A 26,413-nucleotide genomic window follows, 5' to 3' on the forward strand; every position below is an offset into this window, starting at 1 on the left:
CGAGCTGGAAGGCAATGCGCCTCGCGCGGTTTCGCTCCGTCTCGCCGTCCGGCCCGCCGGCGAGCAGCTGGCTTTCCAGTAGCCGCAGCCAATCCTGTTTGAGCGCGCGCACGGCGTCAGCGACCTCGCCGTCGCGGCCCGCGTACTCGGCGGAGGTTGCGGCAAGGAAACAGCCGCCGGGAAACACTCGGGCACGCACGTAGGTCAACCAGTTGTCGACGAACGCACGCAAGCGCACGACGCCGGGCTCGAGATGCCATGCGGGTGTGACTACTTCGGCGATGAAGATCGCCCGGGCCTCGGCGATTGCCGCGAGCTGAATGGCCTCGCGGCCATCGAACACGGTGAGGATGCCGCTCTTGGACAGGCCGGTCCCCGCCGCGAGTTGGCCGACCGAGATCGAGTCCAGTCCGTAGACCGTGGCGAGATCGGCGGCGTACCGCGCCGCCTTGTGCCGGGTGCGATCTCCACGCGCCCGGCGGCCATCGGGTTCGGCGGCCATCATTCGGTCGGAATCGCGAACCCGGGCAGCAGCAACGGTCGTGCCGCCTCCCACATGTCCGCATTCATCGGCGTGCGCTGCAGGGTCTGTGGGTCGAGGTTCACGATTGTGCGCGTGCCGTCGGCATGCAGAGTCGACAGGTCGTCGGACCGGATCTCGAAGCGGTAGGTCGCCTTCGAGGCGATCGCGTCCTCGATCCAGAACCGCACGGCGAGAGTCCCGGTCGTCATGACGGGCACTCGGTACCGCAGCGAGAGATCGCGGATCGCGAAGACCGTTTGCTTCGGGTCGAAGACCCAGCCGGCCGCGTTCCAGAAGTCGATCACGGCGTGGTCGAACAACAGGGCGTACTTCGTGTGATGCAGCATTCCGAACCCGTCGAGATCGTCCTGGTACACCGCCTGCCGCAGCACCACGCCATGGGCGGTGTCCATGTCCGTTGTCGTCATCGTGTCCTCCCGGCGTAACCAATAAATACGACCGTTCGATCGTATAGTTTCGAGCGTACGCCGTCCACAACCAAGCGGGAGTTGGAGATCTCAGGGTCGTGGGTCCCGGCTCGATCGAGTCGCTAGCAATTTCTCGACTACACGCGCCGCGGCCGCCGTGCCGTCCTCGCTAGCCAACTGTGCTGCCATGGCTTGCGCGTTGACTTGGTAGCTCGGCTGGACATCGTCGATGGTGAAGAAGTCGGGGTCGCTGCCGCCGTCGAGCCCTGCCCAGCCGCGATGGATCAGGGCGCGACGTCCACCGGCTTTCAGTGCACCGCAGATGATCTCGCTGGTGTGAGCGCCGTTGCTGAGAGCGGTGCTGCCGAGGCCGATTCCCCACGCGTCCGTAGGACCGGGTGCCCAGCGCGGGCGGGGCGAAGTCGCCGGTCATCGTGGATGGCTGCAGCACCAGCGCGGCGCTTGGAACCCCGATGGCCTCGCCGACATGCCAGCCCAACAGCGAACCGACGGGACCCCCACACAGGATCAGATCGGCGTCGGCGCTGGTTGCGGCCATTGCCTCGCCGACTCAGGCAAGATCGTCGCGCATCCCGACGATGGCGTCTTTGGACGGTTTGAGGCGTCGCCTGTCGACCATCGCCTGGCCGTACTCCGAGGCTCGGGTGTCGGCCTCGGTATCCCGCGGCAATTTCCGGAACTCGAGGCCGCATCGGTGACCATCTGCTGGTAGGGATGCTGCGCCGCAATGGCCACTGTTGCGCCGAGGTGATCGCGCAAGTGCGTGGCCAGACCGGTCAGTGGCGCCACATCGCCGCGGGTTCCGAAGGCAAGGATGGTGATACGCGGACTCATTGGTGTGCTCCGATCGCAGCGAGGAAGAGGTCTTTGACCGCGGCGGTGTGGGCCAGGACGTCGTAGGTGTCGTCGCGCGACAATTCGCCGACCGCGCCGTCCAATGCGGCGCGCAGGATGTTCTTGAGCAGGTGCGGGTCGGTGGCGGTCCGGAACTCACCGTCGCGAATTCCGTCCGACAGGATCGTCAAAGGATCGAGTAGCGCGAACTCCGGTGGTACACCGCTCGCGTCCACGGACGCCTGAACCGCCTGGTCGAATCGCCGGCCGTCACCACCGCGGTAACTGGTGGAGACCTCGTACAGCGCGATGGCCTCCCGGCGATGTGTGTCCAGGAACTCGCCGTTGGCGTCGATGTATGCGGTCAGTCGTTCCGTCGCGCTCGACGTGGCGGCGATTCGCGGCACCATCACGGCGGCCGACGCGGCGAACACGGTTTCGACGATCGCGGCAACCAGTTCGTCCTTGCTGTGGAAGTGGTACAGCACCACGCTTTTCGCGATATCGGCGCGTTCGGCGATCTTCGCGATCGAGGCCTGCGGATATCCCGATTCGGCGATCAACTCAACCGCGCACGACACGATCTGCTGCCGGCGAGCTTCTTCGGTGAAGGTCCGTGCACCCGCTAGTTTAGACCGCATGATCTAAATATAGACCGATCGGTCGAAACCTGCCACGTGCGTCCGGGGAAGCCGGGGAACTCCGCGGCATTCGATGTCCCCTGCCGCCGGTACGCTCGGCGCGTGGCGCTGTACCGGAAGTACCGACCGGCAACGTTCGCCGAGGTGGTTGGTCAGGAGCATGTAACCGAGCCCCTGAGCACCGCGCTCGACGCCGGCCGGGTGAACCATGCGTATCTGTTCTCAGGCCCGCGAGGCTGTGGGAAGACCTCGTCGGCGCGGATCCTCGCGCGGTCCTTGAACTGCGTCGAAGGACCGACCTCGACGCCGTGCGGGGTCTGCCCGTCGTGTGTCGCGCTTGGGCCCGGTGGTCCGGGCAACCTCGACGTGATCGAACTCGATGCGGCAAGCCACAATAAGGTGGAGCAGGCGCGGGATCTGCGCGAACGCGCCTTCTATGCGCCCGCCGAGTCGCGCTTTCGGATCTACATCATCGATGAAGCGCATATGGTGACGACGGACGCTTTCAACGCGCTACTCAAGATCGTCGAGGAGCCGCCGGAGCATCTGATCTTCATCTTCGCGACCACCGAGCCGGAAAAGGTACTGGCGACGATCAAATCGCGCACCCATCACTACCCGTTCCGGCTGCTGCCGCCGAGCACGATGCGCGGACTGCTGGAAAAGGTCTGCGATCGGGAATCGGTCACGGTCGCACCCCCGGTGTTCCCACTGGTCATCCGCGCGGGCGGCGGATCGCCGCGTGACTCGCTCAGCGTGCTCGACCAGTTGCTCGCCGGTGCGGGCAGCGAAGGCGTCACCTATCCGCGTGCGCTCGCGCTGCTCGGTGTCACCGATGTGGCGCTGATCGACGAGGCGGTCGACGCGCTCGCCGCCGACGATGGCGCCGCGCTGTTCGGCACGATCGACAAGGTCATGGAGGCCGGTCACGACCCGCGCCGGTTCGCCACCGACCTGCTGGACCGGCTGCGCGATCTGATCCTGTTGCGCGCCGTGCCGGATGCCGGCGAACGCGGGCTCGTCGATGCGCCCGGCGATCAGCTCGTGCGGATGCAGGCCGAGGCCGAACGGATCGGTCCGGCCACGCTGGCTCGCTACGCGGAGCTGGTGCACGAGGGTCTCGGCGAGATGCGCGGCGCCACCGCGCCGCGGCTGCTGCTCGAGGTGGTGTGCGCACGCATGCTCCTGCCGTCGGTCTCGGACGCCGAATCGGCTGCGCTGCAACGCATTGAGCGGATCGAGCGACGGATCGAGGTCACCCGCCCGATCGCCGATTCCGGTGACGAGGGCCAGGCCGGCCGCCGCGAGTTCCGGCCGACTCGCATGAATCAGCCGCCGACGCCCACCCCTGAGCCGGCTCCGACGACTCCCGACCCGGTGCCGGTCTCGCCGCCGCAGCCGGTCCCGACGCCCCCACCCACTCCCGAACCGGCCCCGACGCGCCCCGCGCCCGAGCCGACCCCTGCTCCTGAACCCGAGCCCGCACCGCCGCCGGAGCCCGCTCCGGCGCCGGAGCCCATGGCCGAGGCGGTCCCGGAGGCAACGCCCGAGCCGGAACCCGTCCCCGCAGCCCGGCCGGGCGAGCCCGACGCGGCCGCGGTGCGCGCGGTCTGGTCGGAGTTGCTCTCGAAGGTGCGCGACCGCAGCCGGACGGTCGAGGTGATGCTGTCCGGCGCCACTGTCGCCGCGGTGACCGGTGGTGCCCTCGTACTTCGGCACGACTCGGGCCCGCTGGCGAAGCGCCTCGTCGAACCGCGCAATGCCGAAGTGATCAAGGAGGCCCTGCGCGATCTGTTCGGCGTCGAGTGGGACGTGCGTTGCGAGGTGGGCGGGGCCGACACAGCGGCAACGCGCGCGCCGGCGAAATCGACGGCGCCCGCGAAACCGGCCGGCCCGCCGAAGTTCTCCCGGCCGAGCCGCGCAAAGGCCGAGCCGAAGCCGGCCGAGCCCGCGCCGTCGGCCGAGGAGGACTGGCCGCTACCGTCCGAGCCGGACCGCGATCCCGGTGAAGAACCGTCAACCGTGGACGCGTCCCCGGCGGAGCCGGAGTTCACGGATGGCCCGCCGCCGCCAAGCACCCCGGATGAAGAGGACGAGATGTTCGCCGAGGCTGCCCAGCCGGTAAGCCAGGAGAACCGCCGTGACCCGGACGAGGTCGCCATCGAATTGCTCCAGAACGAGCTCGGCGCGCGCCGGATCGACGGCGCCTGAGCGGGGCTGGAGGGCCTCGCGGAGGCCGGACTTTACTTGCTGGTATGGAGTCGGTGTAAACTCGCCAAAGTTAACCGCGATTCGCACCCGCCGCGACGGGACCACGGTTGCCCAACCCCTACCTTTAGCTGCTGCTTCTGTAGTAGAAAAGTGCGGGTATCGACGGCCGTAGTTCTCGTTGCGTCACATGCGGGTCGGGGTGGCTGTACCGCCGTTGACCGATCGGAACGCGGCGCGCGGCACGACCGCAAGTAACTACGCGGCACTGCCGCACAGGAAAACCACCAGCGGTGCCGTGGCACCGAGCAGTAGGGAAGAAGGAGACGTCACAGTGACGACAGAGGCGTTCATCTACGAGGCGATTCGTACGCCCCGCGGGCGCGGCAAGAAGACCGGTTCGCTCCACTCGGTGAAGCCGATCGATCTGGTCACCGGCCTGATCGACGAGCTGCGCAACCGTTTCCCGAACCTGGATGAGGATCGCATCGACGACATCATCCTGGGCATCGTCGGCCCGGTCGGTGACCAGGGCGCCGACATGGCGCGCGTCGCGGCCACCGCGGCCGGCCTGCCCGACACCGTGGGCGGCGTGCAGATCAACCGCTTCTGCGCCTCCGGCCTCGAGGCCGTGAACATGGCCGCGCAGAAGGTTCGCTCCGGCTTCGATGACCTGGTCATCGCCGGTGGCGTCGAGTCGATGTCGCGCGTGCCGATGGGCAGCGACGGCGGCCCGTGGGGGCTCGACCCGGCCACCAACTACGACACCTACTTCGTCCCGCAGGGTGTCGGCGCCGACCTGATCGCCACCATCGAGGGCTTCAGCCGTGAGGACGTCGATGGCTACGCGGTGCGCTCGCAGGAACGCGCCGCGGCGGCATGGTCGGGCGGCTACTTCGCCAAGTCGGTCGTGCCGGTTCGCGATATGAACGGCCTCATCGTGCTCGACCAGGACGAGCACATGCGTCCGGGCACCACCCTGGAGGACCTCGCCAAGCTGCAGCCGTCGTTCGCGCTGGTCGGCGAGATGGGTGGCTTCGACGCCGTGGCGCTGCAGAAGTTCCACTTCGTGGAGAAGATCAACCACGTCCACCACGGCGGCAACAGCTCGGGCATCGTCGATGGTGCCGCGCTGCTGCTCGTCGGTAACGAGGACGCAGGCAAGGGCTCGGGCCTGACCCCGCGCGCCCGCATCGTCGCGACCGCCACCTCCGGCGCCGACTCCACCATCATGCTGACCGGCCCGACGCCGGCCACCCAGAAGGTGCTTGCCAAGGCCGGCCTGACCGTCGATGACATCGACCTCTTCGAGCTCAACGAGGCCTTCGCGTCTGTCGTCCTGAAGTTCCAGAAGGACCTCAACATCCCGGACGAGAAGCTGAACGTCAACGGTGGCGCGATCGCGATGGGTCACCCGCTCGGTGCCACCGGCGCGATGATCACCGGCACCATGGTCGACGAGCTCGAGCGTCGTAACGGCCGCTACGCCCTGCTGACGCTGTGCGTCGGCGGCGGCATGGGTGTTGCCACCATCATCGAGCGCGTCTAGCGGCGGAGCTTGCGGAGCCGCCTTGTCACAGGCGCGCTTTCCTCATTCTTATTCACAGGAGAAACAAAGCAGTGACTGACAACATGATCGGTTGGGAAAAGGACTCGGACGGCATCGTCACCCTGACGATGGACGACCCGAACCAGGGCGCCAACACGATGAACGAGCTCTACAAGGCGTCGATGACGGCCACCGTCGCGCGCCTCGTCGAGGAGAAGGACGACATCGCGGGTGTCGTGCTGACCTCGGCGAAGAAGACCTTCTTCGCCGGTGGCGACCTGAAGAACATGATGCAGGTCGGCCCGGAAGACGGCCAGGCACTCATGGACGAGCTGACCGAGATCAAGGGCGCGCTGCGCACCCTGGAGCAGCTCGGCAAGCCGGTCGTCGCGGCCATCAACGGTGCGGCCCTCGGCGGCGGCCTGGAGATCGCGCTGGCCTGTCACCACCGCATCGCGGCGGACGTACCGGGCTCGCTGATCGGTCTGCCCGAGGCGACCCTGGGTCTGCTCCCGGCGGGCGGCGGTGTCATCCGCACCGTGCGTCTGCTCGGCATCCAGAACGCGCTGCTGCAGGTGCTCCTGCAGGGCCAGCGCAACAAGCCGGCCAAGGCCAAGGAGATCGGCCTGGTCGACGAGGTTGTCGGCTCGATCGAGGAGCTGGTCCCGGCCGCGAAGGCATGGATCAAGGCCAACCCCGAGGGTGGCGTTCAGCCCTGGGACAAGAAGGGCTTCAAGATCCCCGGCGGCGGCCCCGGCAACCCGGCGTTCACCGCGAACCTCCCGGCCGTCCCGGCCAACCTGCGCAAGCAGCTGAAGGGTGCCAACATGCCGGCGCCGCGCGCCATCATGTCGGCGGCCGTCGAGGGCGCTCAGGTCGACATCGACAACGCGTCGCTGATCGAGTCGCGCTACTTCGTGCACCTGCTCACCGGCCCGGTTGCGAAGAACATGATCCAGGCGTTCTTCTTCGACCTGCAGACCATCAACAACGGTGGTTCGCGTCCGAAGGACGTGCCGAAGCGCGAGATCCGCAAGGTCGGCGTCCTGGGCGCGGGCATGATGGGCGCCGGTATCGCCTACGTGTCGGCCAAGGCCGGCTACGAGGTCGTCCTCAAGGACGTCACCCTCGAGGCTGCCGAGCGCGGCAAGAACTACTCGGAGAAGATCGAGGCCAAGGCTCTCTCGCGTGGCAAGACCACCGAGGAGAAGTCCAAGACGCTGCTCGACCGCATCAAGCCGACCGCGGATGCGGCCGACTTCAAGGGTGTCGACTTCGTGATCGAGGCCGTCTTCGAGAGCACCGAGCTCAAGCACAAGGTGTTCCAGGAGATCGAGGACATCGTCGACGTCGACGCGCTGCTCGGCTCGAACACCTCGACCCTGCCGATCACCGGCCTGGCCGAGGGTGTCAAGCGTTCCGAGGACTTCATCGGCATCCACTTCTTCTCGCCGGTCGACAAGATGCCGCTGGTCGAGATCATCAAGGGTGAGAAGACCTCCGACGAGGCTCTGGCCCGGGTGTTCGACTACACCCTGGCGATCAAGAAGACCCCGATCGTCGTCAACGACAGCCGCGGCTTCTTCACCTCGCGCGTCATCGGCACGTTCGTCAACGAGGCCATCGCCATGCTGGCCGAGGGCATCGAGCCGCAGACGATCGAGCAGGCCGGCCAGCAGGCCGGTTACCCGGCGGCGCCGCTGCAGCTGACCGACGAGCTGAACATGAAGCTCATGCAGAAGATCGCCAAGGAGACCACCGAGGCGGCCGAGCGCGGCGACGTCGCCATGGGCGCAGAGCGTCACCCGGCGCTCGATGTCGTGGACTTCATGGTGGCCGAGGGTCGTCCGGGCCGTCTGGAGAAGGCCGGTTTCTACGAGTACGACGAGGACGGCAAGCGCCTCGGTATCTGGCAGGGTCTGCGCGACCACTTCAAGACGGTTGCGACCCGGGACGTCCCGATCCAGGACCTGATCGACCGGATGCTGTTCGCCGAGGCGATCGAGACCCAGAAGTGCTTCGACGAGAACGTGCTCATCAGCACGGCCGACGCGAACATCGGCTCGATCTTCGGCATCGGCTTCCCGGCCTGGACCGGTGGTGTGCACCAGTTCATCGTCGGTTACCCGGGTGGCCAGGAGGCCTTCGTGGCCCGGGCCGAGGAGCTCGCCGCCAAGTACGGCCAGCGCTTCACCCCGCCCGCGTCGCTGAAGAAGTAACACCGCACTAAACCAAGCAGGCCCTGGACCGAAAGGTCCAGGGCCTGTTGGCTTTACGGGGCTCCGACACCGCGCTTCCCGGGTGCAAACCTTCTGAACGGGTGCAAAACTTCGCCCCCGTTTACACAATTCGCACCCGTTTGGCCCGCGCTCGCGGGTGCGAAACTTCCGCCCGGGTGCAAGACTTCGCTCCCGTTTACACATTTCGCCCCCGTTTGGCGCGCTTCTTCGCGCATGTTGCTCCTTCTCGGCCCGGTCGCGACGGTCCGCGAGTAAACTCAGCGCAAACATTTGGCATTGGTTTCGGGGTGAACCTATGAGCGAATATCCGGGCCCTCCGAATCCCTCCTGGCAGCCTCGCGGTCAACAGCAGCCGCCGCAGAATCCCTCGTGGCAACCTCAGCACCCGCCCACCCAGCCCTACGGCCAGCAGTGGCCGCAGGCAGGGTCTCCACCCGGCGGACCGCCCGGACCTCCGAGTGGGCCCGTGCCCGCCGGTCGTCCGCGCTGGCCGTGGTTCGCCGCGGCCGGGGCGGTCGTCCTGATCGCACTCCTTATCGCCGGATACTTCGTATTCGTCAAGGACGATTCGGACCAGGGTGAAATCCTGCTCGAGGCGGCGACATCGGAGGGGGACTCGCCGTGGACGCCCACAGTGTCACCGCCGGGTTCGCCGACCACGTTGCCGAGTTCGATGCCCACGATCGCGCCGCGGGAACCGACGTCCGAGGGCGCCGGCGTGATCGCGGTATCCGGCGGCCGCACCGGGTTGTACGGCGGCTCGCTCCAGTTGTCGGTGTGTGACAAGGCGAGGTTGATCGGTTTCCTCGAGGAGAACCCGGGCCAGCGCGCCGCGTTCGCCGAGGTCCTCGGGATCACAGATGTGGCGGGGTACGTCACCGGGCTGACTGTGGTCATTCTCGGGTCCGACACACGAGTGACCAACCACGGTTACGACAATGGGCGGCCGACGCCGATCCAGTCGGTACTGCAGGCGGGTACCGCGGTGCTCGTCGACGAGTACGGCGTGCCGCGAGTGCGCTGCGCCTGTGGAAACCCGCTGCTGCCGGCGCAACCGGCGAAGGCCAAGCCCGCCTATACCGGGCCGAAGTGGCCGGGCTGGGACCCGGATCGGATCATCATCATCCAAGCGGCACCGACGCCGCTGACCCAGATCACGATCATCGATGTGGACTCCGGGTCGCCGGTGACGATCAACATCGGCAGCGGAACGCCCGTCGCGCAACCTGCTCCGCAGGCCCCCGAGGCTCCAGTGCCGACGCAGCCACCCCCGGCGCGAACCCAGCCGCCGCCCGCCCGCACCCAAGTGCCCGTGCCGCGTCCGCAACAACCGGTGCCACAGACTCAGCCACCACAGACCCAGCCACCACAGACCCAGGCGGCGATGGCCGACTGGAGCGCGGACGCGCAGCAGTACCGCGGTCAGGACGGCGGCCGCGCGTCGTTTGCGTGTCCACCCAATGGCTCACTCGACACCGTCTGGGGCAGTGGGTATTACACCGACGATTCGAGTGTGTGCAACGCGGCGGTACACGCCGGGGTCATCACGCGGGAGGCCGGTGGCACCGTCATCATCGAGATCTCACCGGGGATGAGCTCGTATCAAGGCTCGACCGCCAACGGGGTGACGAGTCTGGATTGGGGCAGTTGGGGCGGTTCGTTCCAGGTGGCCGGAAGCGGCTGACGATGCCGGGTGAGCCCGCCACCGAGCGGGTCCGCGACCTGCCCGATGTTCGGCGCGAGCGACTGCTGATGCGCGCCTTGCAGAATCGGCTGCTCGGACCGTTGGTGCGACGCATCCTCGGCCCGCAGCGCATCGTCGAGAAGGGCATGGCCTTCTGGTCGGCGCGGCTGGTCTTGACCGCTGTCGAGGCCGGGGTGTGCACCGAACTGGCAGATGGACCGCTGCCGGAAGACGAGCTGCGGCGCCGGCTCGGCTGGCATCCGCGGGCGGCCGGGACCGCGTTGGATGCGTTGGTGGCGGCGGGTTTGCTCCGCCGCGACAGGTCTGGGCGGTACGCGAATACGTTGCGCAGCGCACTGTTTCTGGACCGAACCAAACCGAGCTACCTCGGTGGTCTGCTCGAGCTGTCCAGCACACGGCTCTACGAATTGTGGGGCGGGCTCGGGGAATTGCTGCGCACGGGCGGCCCCGCCGCTGCCGAAGAGCAAGGGGAGGACGAGTTCTTCGCCGCGCTGTATCGCGATCCCACTGCGCTGCGCGAATTTCTGGCTGGGATGACCGGGATCTCGACACCCGAGGCAACGCTGATTGCTGCCCGTTTTCCGTGGAAACGGTTCGGTACCTTTGCCGATATCGGGACCGCGCAGGGCGCATTGCCTGTCCGGGTCGCGTTGACCCATCCGCATTTGCGTGGGTTGGGCTTCGACCTGCCGGTCGTAGGACCCGTGTTCACCGACTACGTCTCCTCGTTCGGGCTCGACCAGCGGATCCGGTTCGTCCCGGGCGACTTCATGGCGGGTCCGCTGCCGACGGCCGACGTGGTGTCGTTCGGCCACGTGTTCCATGGCAGCCCGGAACGTACCCGGCGAGAGTTGGCGACCAAGGCGTATGCCGCCATCCCGCCCGGGGGTGCGGTGATCGTGTATGACGCGATGACTCGGCCCGGGCGTGTCGACAACTATTTCAGCCTGCTATCGAGCCTGAACATCATGCTCGAGACGCGGGAGGGCTATGAGTCGTCCACTGACGACTGCGTGAAGCTGTTGCACGACACAGGTTTGCAGCGGATCGAGGTGCGCCATCTGATCGGACCGACATCGATGGTCTACGGCTTCAGGCCCGGTCGGCTTCCACGATCGTGACAGCCGCTTCCCGGGTGCAAAACTTCCATCCGGGTGCAAAACCTCGCCCCCGTTTACACATTTCGCACTCGTTTGGTCGGCGCTCACGCGAGCAAAACTTGTTCGCGGGTGCTAAGTTTCGCCCCCGTTTACACAATCTGCACCCGTTTGGCGCACCCGGTAGCGGCGGTTCTCAGTTGCCCTAAACCACGTCGAGCGGCAGCATGTCCCGCACCTCCGCGGAGATCCGCATCGAGCAGAACTTCGGCCCGCACATCGAGCAGAAGTGCGCCGACTTCGCGGGTTCCGCCGGCAGCGTCTCGTCATGGAAGGCCCGCGCGGTATCGGGATCCAGCGCCAGATTGAACTGGTCCTCCCAGCGAAACTCGAAGCGCGCCTTGGATAGTGCGTTGTCACGCTGCTGTGCTCGCGGGTGCCCCTTGGCGAGATCCGCGGCATGCGCGGCGATCTTGTAGGCGATCACGCCCACCTTCACGTCGTCCCGGTTAGGCAGCCCGAGGTGCTCCTTCGGGGTGACGTAGCAGAGCATCGCCGTGCCGGCCTGCGCGATGATCGCCGCGCCGATCGCGGAGGTGATGTGGTCGTAGGCGGGCGCGATGTCGGTTGTCAGCGGTCCGAGTGTGTAGAACGGCGCCTCCTCGCACAGTTCCTCCTCCAGGGCGACGTTCTCCGCGATCTTGTGCATCGGCACGTGCCCGGGGCCCTCGATCATCACCTGCACGCCATGGGATTTCGCGATCTTGGTGAGTTCGCCGAGGGTCCGCAGTTCGGCGAACTGGGCCTCGTCGTTGGCGTCGGCGATCGAGCCCGGCCGTAGCCCATCGCCGAGCGAGAACGTGACGTCGTAGCCCCGCAGGATCTCGCACAGCTCATCGAAGTGCTCGTACAGGAACGATTCGCGTTGGTGCGCCAAACACCAAGCAGCCATGATGGATCCGCCGCGCGAGACGATGCCCGTCACGCGGCGCGCGGTGAGCGGGATATGCCCGCGCAACACCCCGGCGTGCACGGTCATGTAGTCGACGCCCTGCTCGCATTGCTCGATCACGGTGTCCCGGTACAGCTCCCAATTCAGCTTCACCGGGTCGCCGTTGACCTTCTCCAGCGCTTGGTAGATCGGCACGGTCCCGACCGGTACCGGTGAATTGCGCAGAATCCATTCGCGGGTCGTGTGAATCTCCCGGCCGGTGGACAGGTCCATGATGGTGTCGGCGCCCCACCGGGTCGCCCAGACCATCTTTTCGACTTCCTCGGCGATCGAACTTGTCACCGCCGAATTGCCGATGTTGGCATTCACCTTGACCCCGAATGCCTTACCGATGATCATCGGCTCGCACTCGGGATGTCGGTGGTTCGCTGGGATCACCGCCCGCCCGGCGGCGACCTCGTCGCGAACAAGATCCGGCGAAACGCCCTCGCGTGCAGCACAAAAGCGCATCTCGGGTGTGGTGATCCCGGCACGCGCCCACGCAAGTTGCGTGGCCGGGCCATCGACCGGATCCGGCCGGGTCCAGGTATCTCGTATGCGCGGCAGGCCCGCGTCCAGATCGATCTGCGCAGCGCAGTCGGTGTACGGGCCGGAGGTGTCGTAGACGTCGAGGTGTTCGTCATTGGTCAACCCGATGCGGCGCGACGGGACCGCCATGCCATCGACATCGGTGTATTGCTTGTGGCTTCCGACGATCGGACCAGTCGTGATGCCTTCGGACACAGCTGTGCTCATGTGAATCTCCCTACGCCGGCATTACCCGGTCAGGTTCATACGGTCGACGGCCCTGACGCTCGTAGATGAGCTAGCCGTCCTCTCAGCCCGCTGGTGCGAGCCCCCGTGAGGATGTGAAGTTGTACGGCCGCCACCGTAGCGCACGCGCGGCAGAACGCAACCGGACCGAAGGCCGTCAGGCCTCGTCGAGGCGCGCGCGCACCCAATCGGCGACCTCGCGTGCGGTGGCATCCAGTTCACGAATCGTGGTGTCCAACAAGGTGACCGGTGGCTCCATCGTTGCCGCATTTGCGATGACCCAGTCGTTGAATTCGAGGGTCTCGGCGATTCGCGGTTCGTCCCATTCGCGCCACGCCGGCCGAGCGCGGAGTCGCTCCGCGAGCACGTCGGTCTTACAGGTGAGCGCGAGGTAGTGAATGTCGCCCAGAAAGGTTCGTTCGGGGCGGTGTTCGAGCTGAATCGGCACCACGGTGCCGCATAACACCACTGGCCGGCCGCTTTGATGCAGCATGCCCACCATCGTCAGCCAGGTGGATCGGAACGCGCCGTAGTCGTCCTCGGGATCGCGCAGACCACCCGCCCACAGCACGTCCTGCTCGACGACCACAACACGGTCGCCGAGTTCGGCGCGCAAGAGTCGGCCGACCGTCGACTTCCCGGTACCGCTCGGACCGGTCAGCGCGAACATAGGCAAGCGCAGGAACTCCTGCTCGTGCCCGCACTCCGCACAGACCAGCACCGGCCGGTCGGGCAGCACCTGCGGTATGTCCGGGCGGGCGCCGCAGCGGAGGCAGACGCGCAGGTCGACAGGGTTCAGTCGAAGAGCCCTTCGAGGAATCCGCCGCGGCGGCGCTTGTGGCCGTACGGCGGAGGCGAGTCGTAGTGGCCGCCGCGGTGTTTGTAGGAGGGAGGCGAGTCGCGGTAGCCGCGCTGCGCCGGAGGTGGCGAATCGCGATAGCCGCGCTGCGCGGGAGGGGGCGAATCGCGGAACTTCCCGCCGCCCCCACCCTCGTACTGCGGCGGCGAACCGTAGTACTGCTGCTCGGCGGCGGCGATCTGTTCCAGCTCACCACGATCGAGGAAGACGCCGCGGCATCCCGAGCACTGCTCGATGTGGATGCCGTTCTTGTCCACCGTGTGCATCACGTTCTGGCATTTCGGACAAATCACAACGCCAGGTTAGTGCCTGGACACCCTTATCGTCCGAATCCCGCTCAGCGGCCGCGGCGACCGCCGCCCGCACGGGAGAACGCGGCAAGGCGGTCGCCACCGGATCCACCGGATCCGCCGTGCTGGCCGGCATTGGCGCGGCGGCTGCGCTGGCCCGAGGATGCCGTGCCCTGCGAGGCTTGCCCGGTTCGGCGAGGCCGGCCCGCGCGACGCGACTGAGGTCGGTCTGCGCCTGCGCCGTTCCGCGGCGGTTGTGCGGCCTGGCGCTGCGCGGGCGCGACATAAGCTGCCGTCGCTCCGACCAGTTCGCGGACCTGCGCGGAATCCGCCGTGACCCGTTGGGGGGTGACGGAGATCGCAGCCTTGCGCATCAGCGCCGCGAGATCCTTGCGCTGTTCGGGCAGTACGACGGTCACCACATCCCCGGCGTTCCCGGCCCGCGCGGTGCGGCCCGAGCGATGGAGGTACGCCTTGTGCTCGGCCGGTGGATCGACGTGCACCACCAGTTCCACGCCGTCGACATGCACTCCGCGCGCGGCGACGTCCGTCGCGACGAGAACCCGTGCGGCGCCATTCGAGAACGCCGCGAGGTTGCGATCTCGCGCCGCCTGCGACAGGTTGCCGTGCAGATCGACGGCCGGAATACCGTCCTCGGTCAGCCGTCGGGCGAGCTTTCGTGCCTGATGTTTGGTGCGCATGAAGAGGATTCGCCGACCGGTACCTGAGGCGAGGGTGTGCACCAGTGCGTGCTTGGCGTCGGCGCCGCTGACATCGAACACGTGATGGGTCATATCGGCGACCGGCGAGTTCGCGCTATCCACACTGTGCAGCACCGGGTCTTTCAGGAACCGCTTCACCAGTTTGTCGACGCCGTTGTCGAGTGTCGCGGAGAACAGCAGGCGTTGCGCGTGTTTCGGCGTGGCGGCGAGAATGCGCGTGACACCGGGCAGGAAGCCGAGGTCCGCCATGTGGTCGGCCTCGTCGAGAACGGTCATCTCGATCGCGTCCAGGCTGACCAACCGCTGCTTCATCAGATCCTCGAGGCGCCCGGGGCAGGCCACGACGATGTCAACGCCGGCGTTGAGCGCGCGGGCCTGCGGATTCTGCGAGACGCCACCGAAGATGGTGGTCACGCGCAGTCCGTAGACCGCGGCGAGCGGCTCGAGCGCGGCCGCGATCTGGGTGGCCAGTTCGCGGGTGGGGGCGAGTACCAAGCCGAGCGGGTGGTTCGGCCGCCGCTTGCCTCCGGCGAATTCGCCGGCGATGCGGCTCACCAACGGAATGGAGAACGCCAGCGTCTTGCCGCTGCCGGTCCGCCCGCGGCCCAGCACGTCGCGCCCGGCAAGCGAGTCGGGCAGCGAGTCGGCCTGAATCGGGAACGGTGCAGTGATTCCCGCAGCGGTGAGTGCGTTCACGAGCGGCTTTCGCACACCCAGTTCGGCGAAGGTTGTTGTAGTAGTTGAATTGTTCGTCACGAGCGACATTCGGGGTCGAGTGCCTTTCGGGGCATCGGTGCGCCCGACGGCGTTTCGAACGCTTGTCTTCCGGGCGCGGAATGGCGAGATTGCCGGTGGGCAAAATCGATCGCCGTAATAGAGCTATGCGCCGCACACGGTTGAGGCCGGTGGCGAAGGGAAGCAATCCACGACGGGAAGTGCAGCTCTCGGGCCGCACTGTTCGAGTCGAGTCTACACGGACGGCGCTCGACGACCCGGCGCGGTGTGGCAAAACGAACCGAGGGTGTTCTTCGTCACGGGACGAAGAACACCCTCGGGTGTGAGAACCGCAGCGAATCAGCTTGCCGCCACGGGCTCCTCGCTCGGTGCTGGCGTGCCCTGGCTCGGCTCGTCCTTCGGAATCGTGAGCGTCGCAACCACGGACAGGATCGCAACCACAAAGCAGGCGATCGTGTACCAGAGGTTGCCGATCGGGTCGCCGTTGTCCGTCACGCCGTCGGTCGCGTCGAAGAAGTCGGGCAGCGCGGTGGCCCACAGCAACACGAAGACCGCCAGGTAGACGATGGCGTAGATCTGCACGAAGCGGTTCGTGTAGCGCGGCGCGGTCGCGTCGCTACGCTGCCGGCGCCATTGCGTCACCATCGCCCAGACCGCGACGACGGACACCACGATCAGCTCTGCGGCGTAGATGAACCCACGGACCGTATCGCTGCCGGCCCCGAAAACCGTTGCGGGGATTGGCAGCAGGAACGTGCCGACCGATGCGAGCACACCGATGACGATCGTGCGCCACACCAGTTCGAGCCCGCTGAACTTGCGTCCCTCGTCGACGTGCCGTCCGACGAAGAATTGCACGCACAGCGCCAGGGACATCGGCCACAGCGCGGCGAACACCACCACACTCGGCAACGGAACCGAGTCGAACATCGGCTGGTTCATATCGTTGTCGATCGACCACTCCCACCACCGCAACTGCGGTCCGAGGTGGTCGAAGATCTCGTAGAACGCGTGGTGCACGAACCCGACGGCCATCGCGCCGACGATCACGCCGTAGCGGCGGAAAACGCCGAGCATGCGGACGATTTCGAAAGCGATCGTGGCCATGAACGGGTAGATCGCGATGATGTAGAGCGGGAGTCGACCCCACATGAAGTCCACGGTGAAGACGTTGTGCGCGAACATTGTGTCGACGTGTTCATCGATACCGAACTGGGCCGGGAAGTACAGCGGCGGTTCGATGATGAACAGGTAGGCCGTCGCGCCGAACCAGACGACAAGGTTGGTCGGGTCGCCGTGGCGTCGCAGCCGGATAATCGCGTACACCAGCGCGAGGATCGCGCCGACGACGATCGTCAGCTCGAGTACCGGAAGCGTCCAGTTCTCGAGGCCGAACGGGTTACGGAACTCGACAATGCCGCCCGCTTCCTCGCACGAGAAGCCAAGCCGCGTGGCCAGCCCCTCGAAGGTGGGCGCACACAGGTCCGACATCAGACCACCTCTTTCTGATCCGCGGTGTACCAACGGGTCACGTCATAGCCCTCGTCGTACTTGCGGAACCACTGCTCGGCCAGAACCGGAAGGTCCTCGTGGTCGGGATTGTGCTTGGGCATCTGGCTGCGCACAATCCCCTTGAGCGCAGTGAGCTGCTCGCCCATCGGCAGATCGTCGAACGCGCGCGGCATCGGGCCGAAGTCCTCGTAGTGCATGCCCGGGATCAGCTTGCGCAGCTTCTGCTTGTTCCGGTGCTTCGCGAACATCGACATCGAGTCGATGGCGCGGTCCTCGAGCGGAACGTGCTTGTTGAATCCGTCGCATGCGATCCGGATCGTGTCCATCACGTGCTTGAAGATCGACGGCGCCATCCGCATCCGGTACCACTCGTTGTCGACGATGGAGCTGAAGATGATCAGCGCGGAGCTGCGGTGCTCGATCTCCTCCACGAAATGCCAGAGGAAAAGCGAGGCGACGCGATCGTCGCCCGGCGCGAACAGCGTCGAGTCGTGGTCGAGCATCAGCTTGAACACCGGCGTGAAGGTGGCCTCGAGATCGGCGGTGTAAGCGAGCCGGTACTCGATCGACTTGTTCGCGGTGAGGTCGTCGAACGCGGCGATCACGTCGTCGAGGGTCTCCTGCAGGCCGGGGTAGCGGCGGACCAGTGCCTTCGCGTGCTGCCGGTGGGCGGTCGAGTGCTGGCCCTCCTGGCGGACGAACGCGTCGGCTTCCTCGGCGATCTTGGGATCGGTGATCAGGGGCATGGCCTCCTTGATCATCTGCACGATCATCTTCTCGAAGCCGATCGCGAGGAAGGAGACAGCGTTGGCCATCGACGAAAAGGCCGGGTTCTGCTCGTTCCAGTTGAACGGAACGTCGGACTCCGCGAAAGCGAAACGCATTTTTCGAACGATTAGGTCGGTCACGGCTCGACTACCTCGGGCTTTCCATGGGGCTGGGCTGCTGCCGTGACTGCGCGCATAGTGAGCGCCGCCACGTTGCGAGTGATCATACACACGACGCTCCTTTTGTATGATTGCTTTCTGCAAGGGGTGCGCAGCACCGCCGCGCGAGGGTGCGGCGGTGCTAGCGTCATAACCTCTTGACCGGTGCGGACCGGATCGTTCGAGCCAAAGGTGGGTATGGCGCGCAGGCGTGGTTGGGGTGGCAGTCCGCCGGCTAGCGACGACGAGGCGGTCGAGCGAATCGTCGCCACCGCAGTCGATGTGATCGCCCGGACAGGCACCGCGATCAGCATCGCCGACGTCGCGGATTCGCTCGGCGTCATCCGTCAGACGGTGTATCGGTACTTCCCCAGCGCGGATGCGCTCATGAAGGCCGCGGCACTGGCCTCGGTCGACGGATTCCTGGACCGACTCGAGCGGTGCGTGCACGGTTTGGAAGACCCGGTCGAGGCGATGGTCGAGGGCGTCATGTTCACCCTCTCCGACGTGCGGCGAACCCCTCACCTCGGAATCATGCTCATCGGCATGGACGCCGGTCTGCACCCCGACAGCCTGGTGTCGGACGAGGCCCGCGCGTTCGGCATGACGATGATCAATCGGTTCGACGTGGACTGGGCGCGCTACGGCTACGGCGACGAATCGCTCCCCGACCTCGTCGAATACATCCTGCGCACGATGCAGTCGCAGTTCATCTCGCCCGGCACCCCACCGCGCGAGGGTGACGACCTCCGCCGCTACCTCCGCCGCTGGATGGGGCCGGCGATCGCTGCGCAGAGCGCTAAGGACTAGCTGTACTCGGCAATTGACGGGCCTAGTCGCCGTGCCGCCTCCTTGGCAACAGTCACGGGGTCGCTACGGGGATCGAGAGAAATGGTGAGTTGGTCGAGCATGAGTCCGTTCACGACGTGGTGCAGCAGCAGGACCACAGGCCGCCCGCCCGCAAGGCCCCGAGACTCGTGAAACGCGACATCCGCGTCCAGACCTTGTCGCAGGAACGGAGCGAGGACCTCGAAGACCTCGGATGATCTCGACGCTTCCAAGCGAAGTTCGATCAGTGCGCGAGACAGGTCCGGACTCGCTGCCAGCCGCTCGACGACGTACCCGGTGTATTCCGCCAGCGCGTCCGGGTCGGGGACCTGTTCCAGGAGCGCGAGCCGAGCCGGATCGGGTTCGATTCGGTCAAAAATCCTCTGCGCCATGGCGAGCAGGAGTGCGGCTCGGCTCGGAAAGTAGTTCGCGCATGTCCCGGTAGGGACGCCGGCGAGGGCGTCGACAGCCCGGTGCGTGAGCGCGCGACTGCCCTCGCGCCCAAGGATCTCGAGCGCTGCGTCGGTGACGCTTGCCCTGCGCCGTGGGTTTGCAACCATGCACAAACCGTACGCCAACCAATACAGATGTTGTATATTGATCAAACCAAGACATTTGTAGTGGTTGGAGGGCTCTCATGCGCAAACTCGTGTACTACATCGCGACCTCGATCGACGGTTTCATCGCAGATCCCGAGGGCGACGCCTCGCATTTCCCACTACCGCCGGAGACTTTGGCGGCGATTTTCGGTCGGTACCCCGAGACGTGCCCGGCGCACCTGCGTGAGGCCTTCGGAGTCACCGGCGAAGCGCGTCGGTTCGACACCGTGCTCATGGGTTGGCGGACACACGAGCCCGCCGTGGCCGCGGGACTGGATGGGGGCGGGTACCCGCACCTTCGTCAGGTCGTCGTCACTCACCGGAACATCGCCACCACTGAGTCGTTGGAGGTGATGACCGGTGACGTCGCGGCCCAGGTTGCGGACCTCAAGCGTGAGGCCGGGCGGGACATCTGGTTGTGCGGCGGCGCGGACCTCGCCGCCCAGCTGATCGACGTGATCGACGAGATTCAGGTGAAGATCTATCCGGTCCTGCTGGGGCGCGGCATCTCACTCTTCGGCGGTACCACTTCTCTGCGCCAGCTCGATTGCACGGACATAGAAACCCTGCCCGGTGGGGTCGCGCTAGCGACGTACCGCACCGGGAACCGATGACGTTCGGGCTTGCTAGGCGTCCCACCAAGGACGAAGGGGCAGGTTCGCCTCTCCGTTCGGGTCGAGCTTCACGCCGAGCACCTGGTGCAGCTGAACCACGTTGCGCTCGAAGCCAAGTCGTGAGCCGGCCATGTAGAGGCCCCAGACCTTCGCCGTGCCCTCGCCGACCTCGGCGACGCACGCGTCCCAGTTGTCGACCAGGTTCTTGCACCACTCGGCGAGGGTGAGCGCGTAGTGCTCGCGCAGGTTCTCCTCGTGGCGCACCTCGAGGCCGACGTTCTGGATGTCGGTGATGATCCGCCCCGAGCCGATCAGCTCGCCGTCGGGGAAGACATAGCGGTCGATGAAGCCACCGGCCCGTGAACTGCGGGTGTTGTCCGGGCGAGTGATGGAGTGGTTGAGGAACAGGCCGCCCTCGCGCAGCTTCGAGGAGATGAACCCGAAGTAGGCAGGGTAGTTCTGCACACCGATGTGCTCGGTGAGGCCGATCGAGGACACCGCGTCGAAGTCGGACTCGGTGACATCGCGGTAGTCGCTGTGCCGCACCTCGGCGAGATCGGACAGCCCCTCTTCGGCGATCGCCTTCTGCGCCCATTCGGCCTGTTGCTTCGACAGCGTCGCCCCGATCACCTTGACGCCGCGGCGCGCCGCGTAGCGGACCATCGTGCCCCAGCCGCAGCCGATATCGAGCAGCCGGTCGCCTTCCTTCAGCCGGAGCTTGTCGAAGACAAGCCGGTATTTGTTCTCCTGCGCCTGCTCGAGCGTCCAGTTCGGATCGTTGTACGCGGCGCAGGTGTAGGCCATCGACGGGCCGAGTACGTACTCGTAGAACGTGTTCGAGACGTCGTAGTGGTGGTGGATCACCTCGGCGTCACGGGTCTTCGAGTGCCGCAGGCCCTCGGCGATGCGGCGCCAGCGCGGCAGGGTCTCCTGCGGAGGCGGTGAGATCGGGTGCAGGCGTTCCCAGCCGAGGGTGCGCGTGATGGACGCGAGTTCGCCCACGCTCGGGCGGTGGAAGTGGAGGTCCTGCAGCACCTTCAGGATCTCGTAGGGGTCGCCCGGATGGACGCCGCTCGCGGTCATTTCGCCGGAGACGTAGGCCCGAGCCATACCCAGGTCACCGGGGGCAGTGGCCAGGTGGTTGATCGCGCGCGGATCGCTGATCTCGAGCGCGTAGGGCGAATCGCCCGGCCCCGCGGTGCTTCCGTCGTAAGCATTGACCCGCAGAGGGAGCGGGCCCTCTACGACAGTCTGCACGATGTCGGCAATGCTCAGCTTCGTCGAGGAGTCGGTATTGGTCTTGAACGTGGTCACTTCCGTTGCACCGCCTTCGCATACAGATCGAGCAATCTTTGGTTCGGGTCGTAGTGAAGCTTGAGATCCGTGTAGTGGTCGCCGCCGTACAGAGCGGAGAACTCCTCGCGCTCATAGAAGGCGTCGGAGTACAACGACTTGTGGCCGTCGAGTTCGCTTACCTTGCGCTCGATCTCCCGATTGGCCACGCCCTCGGGCCGACCCGTCACGGTCGGCACAGAGGACCAGAAACCCACGTTGACGTAGGTCCGCTCCGGATCGATCGGATACAGCGGCCACCTGCGCGCGCTGTCATCGCCGACCGGGCTCGGTTCCCGCAATTGCAAGGGACACAGCCAGACCGGTTCGATCGGGATCTCGGCGAGGAACCAGTCGAGGAACTCCGCCGTGCGTTCGATCGGCACCTCGATATCCTGCACCACTCGTTCGCGCGGGGCATTGCCTTTTCGCGCCTCGATTCGGTCGGCGATGCCGTAGCGCTGGTCGAGAGCGATGAGCTTCCAGTAGAAGCTGCTGCGCAGGTAGCGCTTCGGCCAGAACCGGCGGATCCGGGGATTCTGCGTGCCGAACGCACGTGAGCACCAGAACCAGTCGGTGTCCCAGCGCCACAGGTAGTCGTGGATTGTCAGCCGATCGCGCTTCGGACCGGGGCCCTCGTGCTGGATCGACCGGTAGAAGATGTCCATCCCGGTGTAGTCGCTGACCGGGCCCGGTTCGTCGGTCTGCCGGCCGAGCACGAGATAGCTTTCGCCCGCATCGAATACGACGCCATCGAGGTAATCCACCGGCTCGCCGTCGTAGCTGCGGGCGGCCACGATGGCGTCGATCGCCTGCTCGAGTTCGCGCAGATCGCGGAAGCGGATGTGGCGCAGTTCGACAAACGGTTGCACGGTTTCGAGCTTGATCTTGAGCCGCGTCGAATATCCCAACGTGCCATAGGAGTTGGGGAAGCCACGGAACAAATCCGCGTGCTCCCCGTTGGGCGTCGCTGTGACGATCTCGCCTGCGCCGGTGAGGATGTCGATCTCGAGTACCGACTCATGGGGCAGGCCGTTGCGGAACGACGTGGACTCGATGCCGAGGCCGGTTACCGCGCCGCCGAGGGTAATTGTCTTGAGTTGCGGCACCACAAGTGGCGCGAGTCCGTAGGGCAGCGTGGCGGCGACAAGGTTTTCGTACGTGGTCATTCCGGCGACGTCGGCCGTCTTGGCGACGGGGTCGACCTCGATCACATGTTCCAGGCCGGACACATCGAGACCGGGTGCGGTGCTCTTTGCCCGCGCGCGGAACAGATTCGACGTCTTCTTGGCCAGGCGCACGTTCGCGTCCGCGGGAATGGCGCGGTAGCTCGCGAGCAGGCGTTCGACCCCCGCGCGATGAGCCGGCCATCCCGACTCGGTTTTTGCGGCGGATCGACCCGTGCGGTTATTCGCTGTGATTGCCACACTGCTGACGCTATCGCTACTCGGGGGTTCCGGCGAGAGATGACGCGTCACGAGAAAGATATTACTGCGGCTAATCAACTAGTTGCTAGGGAGGGTCGGGTTGTGTCGGAGCCGGTGGGTAGGCCACTCGGGAACCCCCTCGCGCACAAGGCAGGATGGGCGGCAGGATCATCACCGCCCTATCCATCGACAAAGGAGCTTTTCGTGGGACAGGTCAGCGCAAGCAGCTCGGCGACCATCGACGCCGCACCGGATCGTGTGCTCGAGGCGCTGTCCGACTATCAGGACATCCGGCCGCGCATCCTGTCCTCGCATTACCGCGAGTACCGCGTGCTGTCCGGCGGCAAGGGTGACGGCACCGTCGCCAACTGGATCCTGCAGGCCACCGAGAAGCGGCAGCGCAACGTCGAAGCCACTGTCTCCGTGCAGGGCAACACGATCACCGAGACCGACAAGAACTCGTCGATGGTGACCACCTACACCGTGGCCCCGAGCGGATCCGGGTCGACGGTCACCACGAAGACCGAGTGGAAGGGCGCCGGCGGCATCGGCGGCATCTTCGAAGGGATCTTTGCGCCGCTGGGCCTGAAGAAGATTCAGGCCGAGGTGCTCGAGAACCTGAAGAAGGAACTGGCCTAACTGGCCCTGCCGATGTCGAACAGGTTGCCCTCCGGGTCGCGCAGCGTGGTCCACACGGCGCCGTACTCGTCGAAGTCGCCCACGCGCTCGGCGCCGAGTGCGGTCGCCCGCTCGATCTGTTCTGCATAGTCCGACGCGACCAGGTCGAGGTGGATCACGTTCTTGCCCGGGGTCTTGTCCGGCACCCGGATAAACATCAGGGCATCACCCGAACCCGAGCTCCGGCCAACGGTGGCGAAGAACTCGTTCGCGCCATCGTCGACCGGGCGGTCGAGCAGGTCGGACCAGAATTGCGCGAGCTCGGAAGCCGGGCCGGTGCAGTCGATGGTGACGTGGGCGATTTTCAGGGGCATGGTTTCCCCTTCTACCCCGATCCCTGAGTCGTCGCGCACCTTTCCGCCCGATCGCGCACGCCTGGGCGTGCGAAGGGGCTCGAAAGGTGCGCGACGAGGCCAGGAAGCGGCGGCAAGATGCGATTCTCACGCCGCGGCACCTTCGCGGGCGTGTCCGGGTTTGGCCCGGTCGGCACCGACTACGCTGGCGATACATCCGCAGAGAGGAACCTCAGTGCAACCCGGACAGCAGCCCGATATGCAGCAGATCCTGGCGCAGGCCCAGCAGATGCAGCAGCAGCTGATGGCAGCGCAGGCAGAGATCGCGGCCACCGAGGTCACCGGTCAGGCGGGTGGCGGTCTTGTCACGGCCACCGTCAAGGGCAGCGGGGAGATCGTTTCGCTGGTCATCGACCCGAAGGTGGTTGATCCCAATGACGTCGAAACTCTGCAGGACCTGGTGATCGGTGCCTTCACCGATGCATCGGCGAAGGCGCAGCAGATCGCGAGCAGTCGGCTCGGCCCGCTCGCCGGCGGTCTCGGCGGTTCGCTGCCCGGCCTGCCCGACTTCTAGGCCCGCACCACCGTGTACGAAGGTCCGGTTCAGGATCTGATCGACGAACTCGGCAAGCTGCCCGGCATCGGTCCCAAGAGCGCGCAACGCATCGCCTTCCATCTGCTCTCCGTGGAGCCGCCGGATCTCGATCGGCTTACCGGCGCGCTGCAGCGGGTCCGCGACGGGGTGCAGTTCTGTGTGGAGTGCGGGACGGTCTCGGAGAACGAGCGCTGCCGGATCTGCCTGGATCCGCGCCGCGATCAGACGGTCATCTGCGTCGTCGAGGAACCCAAGGACGTGCAGGCCATCGAGCGCACGCGGGAGTTCCGCGGCCGGTACCACGTGCTCGGCGGCGCGCTCGATCCGTTGAGTGGCATCGGGCCGGAGCAGTTACGCATCCGTGAGCTACTTACCCGGATCGGCGCGGAGAGCGACGGCGTCCGCATCACCGAGGTGATCATCGCGACCGACCCGAACACCGAGGGCGAGGCCACCGCGACCTACCTGGTTCGGATGCTGCGCGATTTCCCGGGCCTCGCGGTCACTCGGCTGGCGTCCGGGCTTCCGATGGGCGGCGACCTCGAATTCGCCGACGAACTCACTCTCGGCCGGGCGCTGTCCGGCCGCCGCGCAATGTAGGTCGCGCACTCTCCGCGCTGTCTCCGAAACACACCCGCCCGCGGCGAAGAGCGGTTTCAGGCGGACCGTGCGCTAGACCGCTGCCCGCCGGAACTGCACCGCCGCCCGGCACGCGCACCCGCCTGCCACGTCGAAGCACTCCACCACGAAGGTGTGCCGGTCCGCATGCAGATCGGCGCATCCGGGGTCGGTGCATTCGGCGCGATCGACGTGCACCACGAGCGTGCCGTGGCAATGTTCGATCTCGCTCGTGCAGCCGTGGCAACGCATAAGGGTTCACCGCCCTTCCGGTGTCGCTGTCCCTGTTCTCTGCCTACCACCGGTGCGCACGATCCACGGGTGTCGTGGCCCCGCGTGTCCGCAACCACATTGATGCCGGTCCGGCCTATCTCGCGAGCCCTGCAGGGTGGTCGTTGCTGTGGTTCGATTTTCGAATGGCAATCAAGGTTGCGCTCGAACATCGCACGACGTACCACTTCGATCGCCTCGTCGACGTGCACCCACATGTGGTCCGGCTGCGCCCGGCGGCCCATTCGCGCACCAAGATCGACGCCTATTCGCTCACGGTCGACCCTGCTGGGCATTTCATCAACTGGCAGCAGGACGCATTCGGCAATTACCTGGCCCGCCTCGTTTTCCCCGAGCGCACCCGCAAGCTGGAGATAACGGTGGGGCTCATCGCCGATATGGCGGTGATCAACCCGTTCGACTTCTTCATCGAGGACTGGGCCGAACACGTCGGTTTCGACTATCCGGCCGAACTTCGTGCCGAGTTGGCCGCGTATCTGGCACCGGTCGACGAGGCGGGCGAGGGGTCTGGCCCCGGTGCGCTCGTGCAGCGTTGGGTCAAGGAATTCGCAGGTGACCGCGCCGGGACGGGCTGGTCGAACATCTCGGCGGAAACCCGCACGATCGACTTCCTGGTCCAGCTCAACGATGCGTTGCGTACCGACGTTATGTACTCGATCCGCATGGAACCGGGCGTGCAGACGCCCGATCACACGCTGCGCAGCGGTGTCGGCTCGTGCCGGGATTCGGCCTGGCTGCTCGTTTCGATCCTGCGCCGGCTGGGCTTCGCCGCGCGGTTCGTCTCCGGGTATCTGATTCAGCTGACCGCCGACGTCGAGGCGCTGGACGGCCCGTCCGGGCCTGCGGCCGATTTCACCGACCTGCACGCCTGGACCGAGGTCTATCTGCCCGGCGCCGGGTGGGTGGGCCTGGATCCGACGTCGGGACTGTTTGCGGGCGAGGGGCATATTCCGCTCTCGGCCACTCCACATCCCACCTCTGCCGCGCCGATCACCGGTGCGACCGGAAAGTGCAAGGCCACACTGGATTACGAGAACGTCGTCCGCCGCATCCATGAAGACCCGCGAGTCACGCTGCCCTATA

At 66.2% G+C, this 26,413-nt stretch carries 25 protein-coding genes and 1 riboswitch; of the genes, 12 read left to right on the forward strand and 13 right to left on the reverse strand.

Features of this window, described 5'->3' with window-relative positions:
• Both A8G08_RS23430 and A8G08_RS23435 read right to left on the reverse strand, forming a co-directional pair.
• Positions 1–505: TetR/AcrR family transcriptional regulator (locus tag A8G08_RS23430; protein WP_157108757.1), on the reverse strand; the 505-nt coding region annotated here is incomplete at its 3' end.
• Positions 502–951 carry an acyl-CoA thioesterase gene (locus A8G08_RS23435; protein WP_068279569.1) on the reverse strand — a complete coding sequence of 150 codons (450 nt, stop codon included), beginning with the start codon at positions 949–951 and terminating at the stop codon, positions 502–504. The genes A8G08_RS23430 and A8G08_RS23435, both read right to left, overlap by 4 nt.
• A gap of 487 nt (positions 952–1,438) precedes the next feature.
• On the opposite strand from A8G08_RS23435, the gene A8G08_RS23440 reads away from it, so the two are divergent.
• Positions 1,439–1,684, forward strand: a complete 246-nt coding sequence (locus A8G08_RS23440) for a hypothetical protein (protein WP_068279570.1) — start codon at positions 1,439–1,441, stop codon at positions 1,682–1,684.
• Positions 1,685–1,802: 118 nt separating this feature from the next.
• Here A8G08_RS23440 and A8G08_RS23445 read toward each other — a convergent pair whose 3' ends face one another.
• Positions 1,803–2,447: a TetR/AcrR family transcriptional regulator gene (locus A8G08_RS23445; RefSeq protein ID WP_068279571.1), complete on the reverse strand. Its 645-nt coding sequence runs from the start codon at positions 2,445–2,447 to the stop codon at positions 1,803–1,805.
• Positions 2,448–2,549: 102 nt separating this feature from the next.
• Between A8G08_RS23445 and A8G08_RS23450 the strand changes: the two genes are divergently transcribed.
• From A8G08_RS23450 to A8G08_RS23470, 5 genes are all read left to right on the forward strand, one after another.
• Positions 2,550–4,658: a DNA polymerase III subunits gamma/tau gene (locus tag A8G08_RS23450; RefSeq protein WP_068279573.1), complete on the forward strand. Its 2,109-nt coding sequence runs from the start codon at positions 2,550–2,552 to the stop codon at positions 4,656–4,658.
• A 331-nt stretch (positions 4,659–4,989) separates the two neighbouring features.
• Positions 4,990–6,204 (forward strand): acetyl-CoA C-acetyltransferase, encoded by a 1,215-nt coding sequence (locus tag A8G08_RS23455; RefSeq protein ID WP_068279602.1) that lies wholly within the window; start codon positions 4,990–4,992, stop codon positions 6,202–6,204.
• An 83-nt stretch (positions 6,205–6,287) separates the two neighbouring features.
• Positions 6,288–8,423: a 3-hydroxyacyl-CoA dehydrogenase NAD-binding domain-containing protein gene (locus A8G08_RS23460; protein ID WP_068279576.1), complete on the forward strand. Its 2,136-nt coding sequence runs from the start codon at positions 6,288–6,290 to the stop codon at positions 8,421–8,423.
• Positions 8,424–8,910: 487 nt separating this feature from the next.
• Entirely contained in the window at positions 8,911–10,128 is a 1,218-nt protein-coding gene (locus A8G08_RS23465) for an LCCL domain-containing protein (protein ID WP_068279579.1), read from the forward strand.
• Between the two features lie 2 nt (positions 10,129–10,130).
• Positions 10,131–11,270 (forward strand): methyltransferase, encoded by a 1,140-nt coding sequence (locus A8G08_RS23470; RefSeq protein ID WP_084436777.1) that lies wholly within the window; start codon positions 10,131–10,133, stop codon positions 11,268–11,270.
• 181 nt (positions 11,271–11,451) lie between these two features.
• On the opposite strand, the gene thiC is transcribed toward A8G08_RS23470, so the two are convergent.
• From thiC to A8G08_RS23500, 6 genes are all read right to left on the reverse strand, one after another.
• Complete coding sequence (gene thiC, locus A8G08_RS23475; RefSeq protein ID WP_084436784.1) at positions 11,452–12,993, reverse strand: phosphomethylpyrimidine synthase ThiC; 1,542 nt, start codon at positions 12,991–12,993, stop codon at positions 11,452–11,454.
• Positions 12,984–13,110, reverse strand: a riboswitch (TPP riboswitch). Its footprint overlaps the gene before it by 10 nt.
• Positions 13,111–13,168: 58 nt before the next feature.
• Positions 13,169–13,750, reverse strand: coding sequence for an AAA family ATPase (locus A8G08_RS23480; protein ID WP_222844293.1), 582 nt, complete (start codon positions 13,748–13,750; stop codon positions 13,169–13,171).
• 56 nt (positions 13,751–13,806) lie between these two features.
• Complete coding sequence (locus A8G08_RS23485; RefSeq protein ID WP_084436779.1) at positions 13,807–14,163, reverse strand: zf-TFIIB domain-containing protein; 357 nt, start codon at positions 14,161–14,163, stop codon at positions 13,807–13,809.
• Positions 14,164–14,207: 44 nt separating this feature from the next.
• Positions 14,208–15,647 carry a DEAD/DEAH box helicase gene (locus A8G08_RS23490; RefSeq protein WP_084436781.1) on the reverse strand — a complete coding sequence of 480 codons (1,440 nt, stop codon included), beginning with the start codon at positions 15,645–15,647 and terminating at the stop codon, positions 14,208–14,210.
• Positions 15,648–15,956: 309 nt separating this feature from the next.
• Complete coding sequence (locus tag A8G08_RS23495; RefSeq protein ID WP_068279584.1) at positions 15,957–17,108, reverse strand: DUF7802 domain-containing protein; 1,152 nt, start codon at positions 17,106–17,108, stop codon at positions 15,957–15,959.
• The gene (locus A8G08_RS23500) at positions 17,108–18,037 is read right to left on the reverse strand and encodes a metal-dependent hydrolase (protein WP_068279585.1); all 930 of its coding nucleotides are present in this window, start codon (positions 18,035–18,037) and stop codon (positions 17,108–17,110) included. The genes A8G08_RS23495 and A8G08_RS23500 overlap by 1 nt, the downstream gene beginning before the upstream one ends.
• Before the next feature lie 216 nt (positions 18,038–18,253).
• Between A8G08_RS23500 and A8G08_RS23505 the strand changes: the two genes are divergently transcribed.
• Positions 18,254–18,865 (forward strand): TetR/AcrR family transcriptional regulator, encoded by a 612-nt coding sequence (locus A8G08_RS23505; RefSeq protein WP_068279586.1) that lies wholly within the window; start codon positions 18,254–18,256, stop codon positions 18,863–18,865.
• Here the strand turns inward: A8G08_RS23505 and A8G08_RS23510 are convergent.
• Complete coding sequence (locus A8G08_RS23510) at positions 18,862–19,443, reverse strand: TetR/AcrR family transcriptional regulator (RefSeq protein WP_068279611.1); 582 nt, start codon at positions 19,441–19,443, stop codon at positions 18,862–18,864. The genes A8G08_RS23505 and A8G08_RS23510 overlap by 4 nt on opposite strands.
• A 77-nt stretch (positions 19,444–19,520) precedes the next feature.
• Between A8G08_RS23510 and A8G08_RS23515 the strand changes: the two genes are divergently transcribed.
• Positions 19,521–20,096 carry a dihydrofolate reductase family protein gene (locus A8G08_RS23515; protein WP_068279588.1) on the forward strand — a complete coding sequence of 192 codons (576 nt, stop codon included), beginning with the start codon at positions 19,521–19,523 and terminating at the stop codon, positions 20,094–20,096.
• A 12-nt stretch (positions 20,097–20,108) separates the two neighbouring features.
• Here the strand turns inward: A8G08_RS23515 and A8G08_RS23520 are convergent, their stop codons facing one another.
• Both A8G08_RS23520 and A8G08_RS23525 read right to left on the reverse strand, forming a co-directional pair.
• Positions 20,109–21,410, reverse strand: a complete 1,302-nt coding sequence (locus A8G08_RS23520) for a class I SAM-dependent methyltransferase (RefSeq protein ID WP_068279590.1) — start codon at positions 21,408–21,410, stop codon at positions 20,109–20,111.
• A complete protein-coding gene (locus A8G08_RS23525; protein WP_068279614.1) occupies positions 21,407–22,849 on the reverse strand; it encodes an FAD-binding oxidoreductase in 1,443 nt (480 codons plus the stop codon). The genes A8G08_RS23520 and A8G08_RS23525 overlap by 4 nt, the downstream gene beginning before the upstream one ends.
• A 210-nt stretch (positions 22,850–23,059) precedes the next feature.
• On the opposite strand from A8G08_RS23525, the gene A8G08_RS23530 reads away from it, so the two are divergent.
• Positions 23,060–23,494 carry an SRPBCC family protein gene (locus A8G08_RS23530; protein WP_068279591.1) on the forward strand — a complete coding sequence of 145 codons (435 nt, stop codon included), beginning with the start codon at positions 23,060–23,062 and terminating at the stop codon, positions 23,492–23,494.
• Here the strand turns inward: A8G08_RS23530 and A8G08_RS23535 are convergent.
• A complete protein-coding gene (locus A8G08_RS23535; RefSeq protein WP_068279592.1) occupies positions 23,491–23,847 on the reverse strand; it encodes a VOC family protein in 357 nt (118 codons plus the stop codon). The genes A8G08_RS23530 and A8G08_RS23535 overlap by 4 nt on opposite strands.
• Before the next feature lie 214 nt (positions 23,848–24,061).
• Between A8G08_RS23535 and A8G08_RS23540 the strand changes: the two genes are divergently transcribed.
• From A8G08_RS23540 to A8G08_RS23555, 3 genes are all read left to right on the forward strand, one after another.
• Positions 24,062–24,400, forward strand: coding sequence for a YbaB/EbfC family nucleoid-associated protein (locus tag A8G08_RS23540; RefSeq protein ID WP_068279594.1), 339 nt, complete (start codon positions 24,062–24,064; stop codon positions 24,398–24,400).
• Between the two features lie 12 nt (positions 24,401–24,412).
• Positions 24,413–25,021 (forward strand): recombination mediator RecR, encoded by a 609-nt coding sequence (gene recR, locus A8G08_RS23545; RefSeq protein ID WP_068279595.1) that lies wholly within the window; start codon positions 24,413–24,415, stop codon positions 25,019–25,021.
• 434 nt (positions 25,022–25,455) lie between these two features.
• A partial coding sequence (locus tag A8G08_RS23555; protein WP_169823362.1) for a transglutaminase family protein occupies positions 25,456–26,413 on the forward strand: 958 nt, incomplete at its 3' end.

Origin of the sequence: Aldersonia kunmingensis, assembly GCF_001646865.1 — a bacterium.
Classification (GTDB): domain Bacteria; phylum Actinomycetota; class Actinomycetes; order Mycobacteriales; family Mycobacteriaceae; genus Aldersonia; species Aldersonia kunmingensis.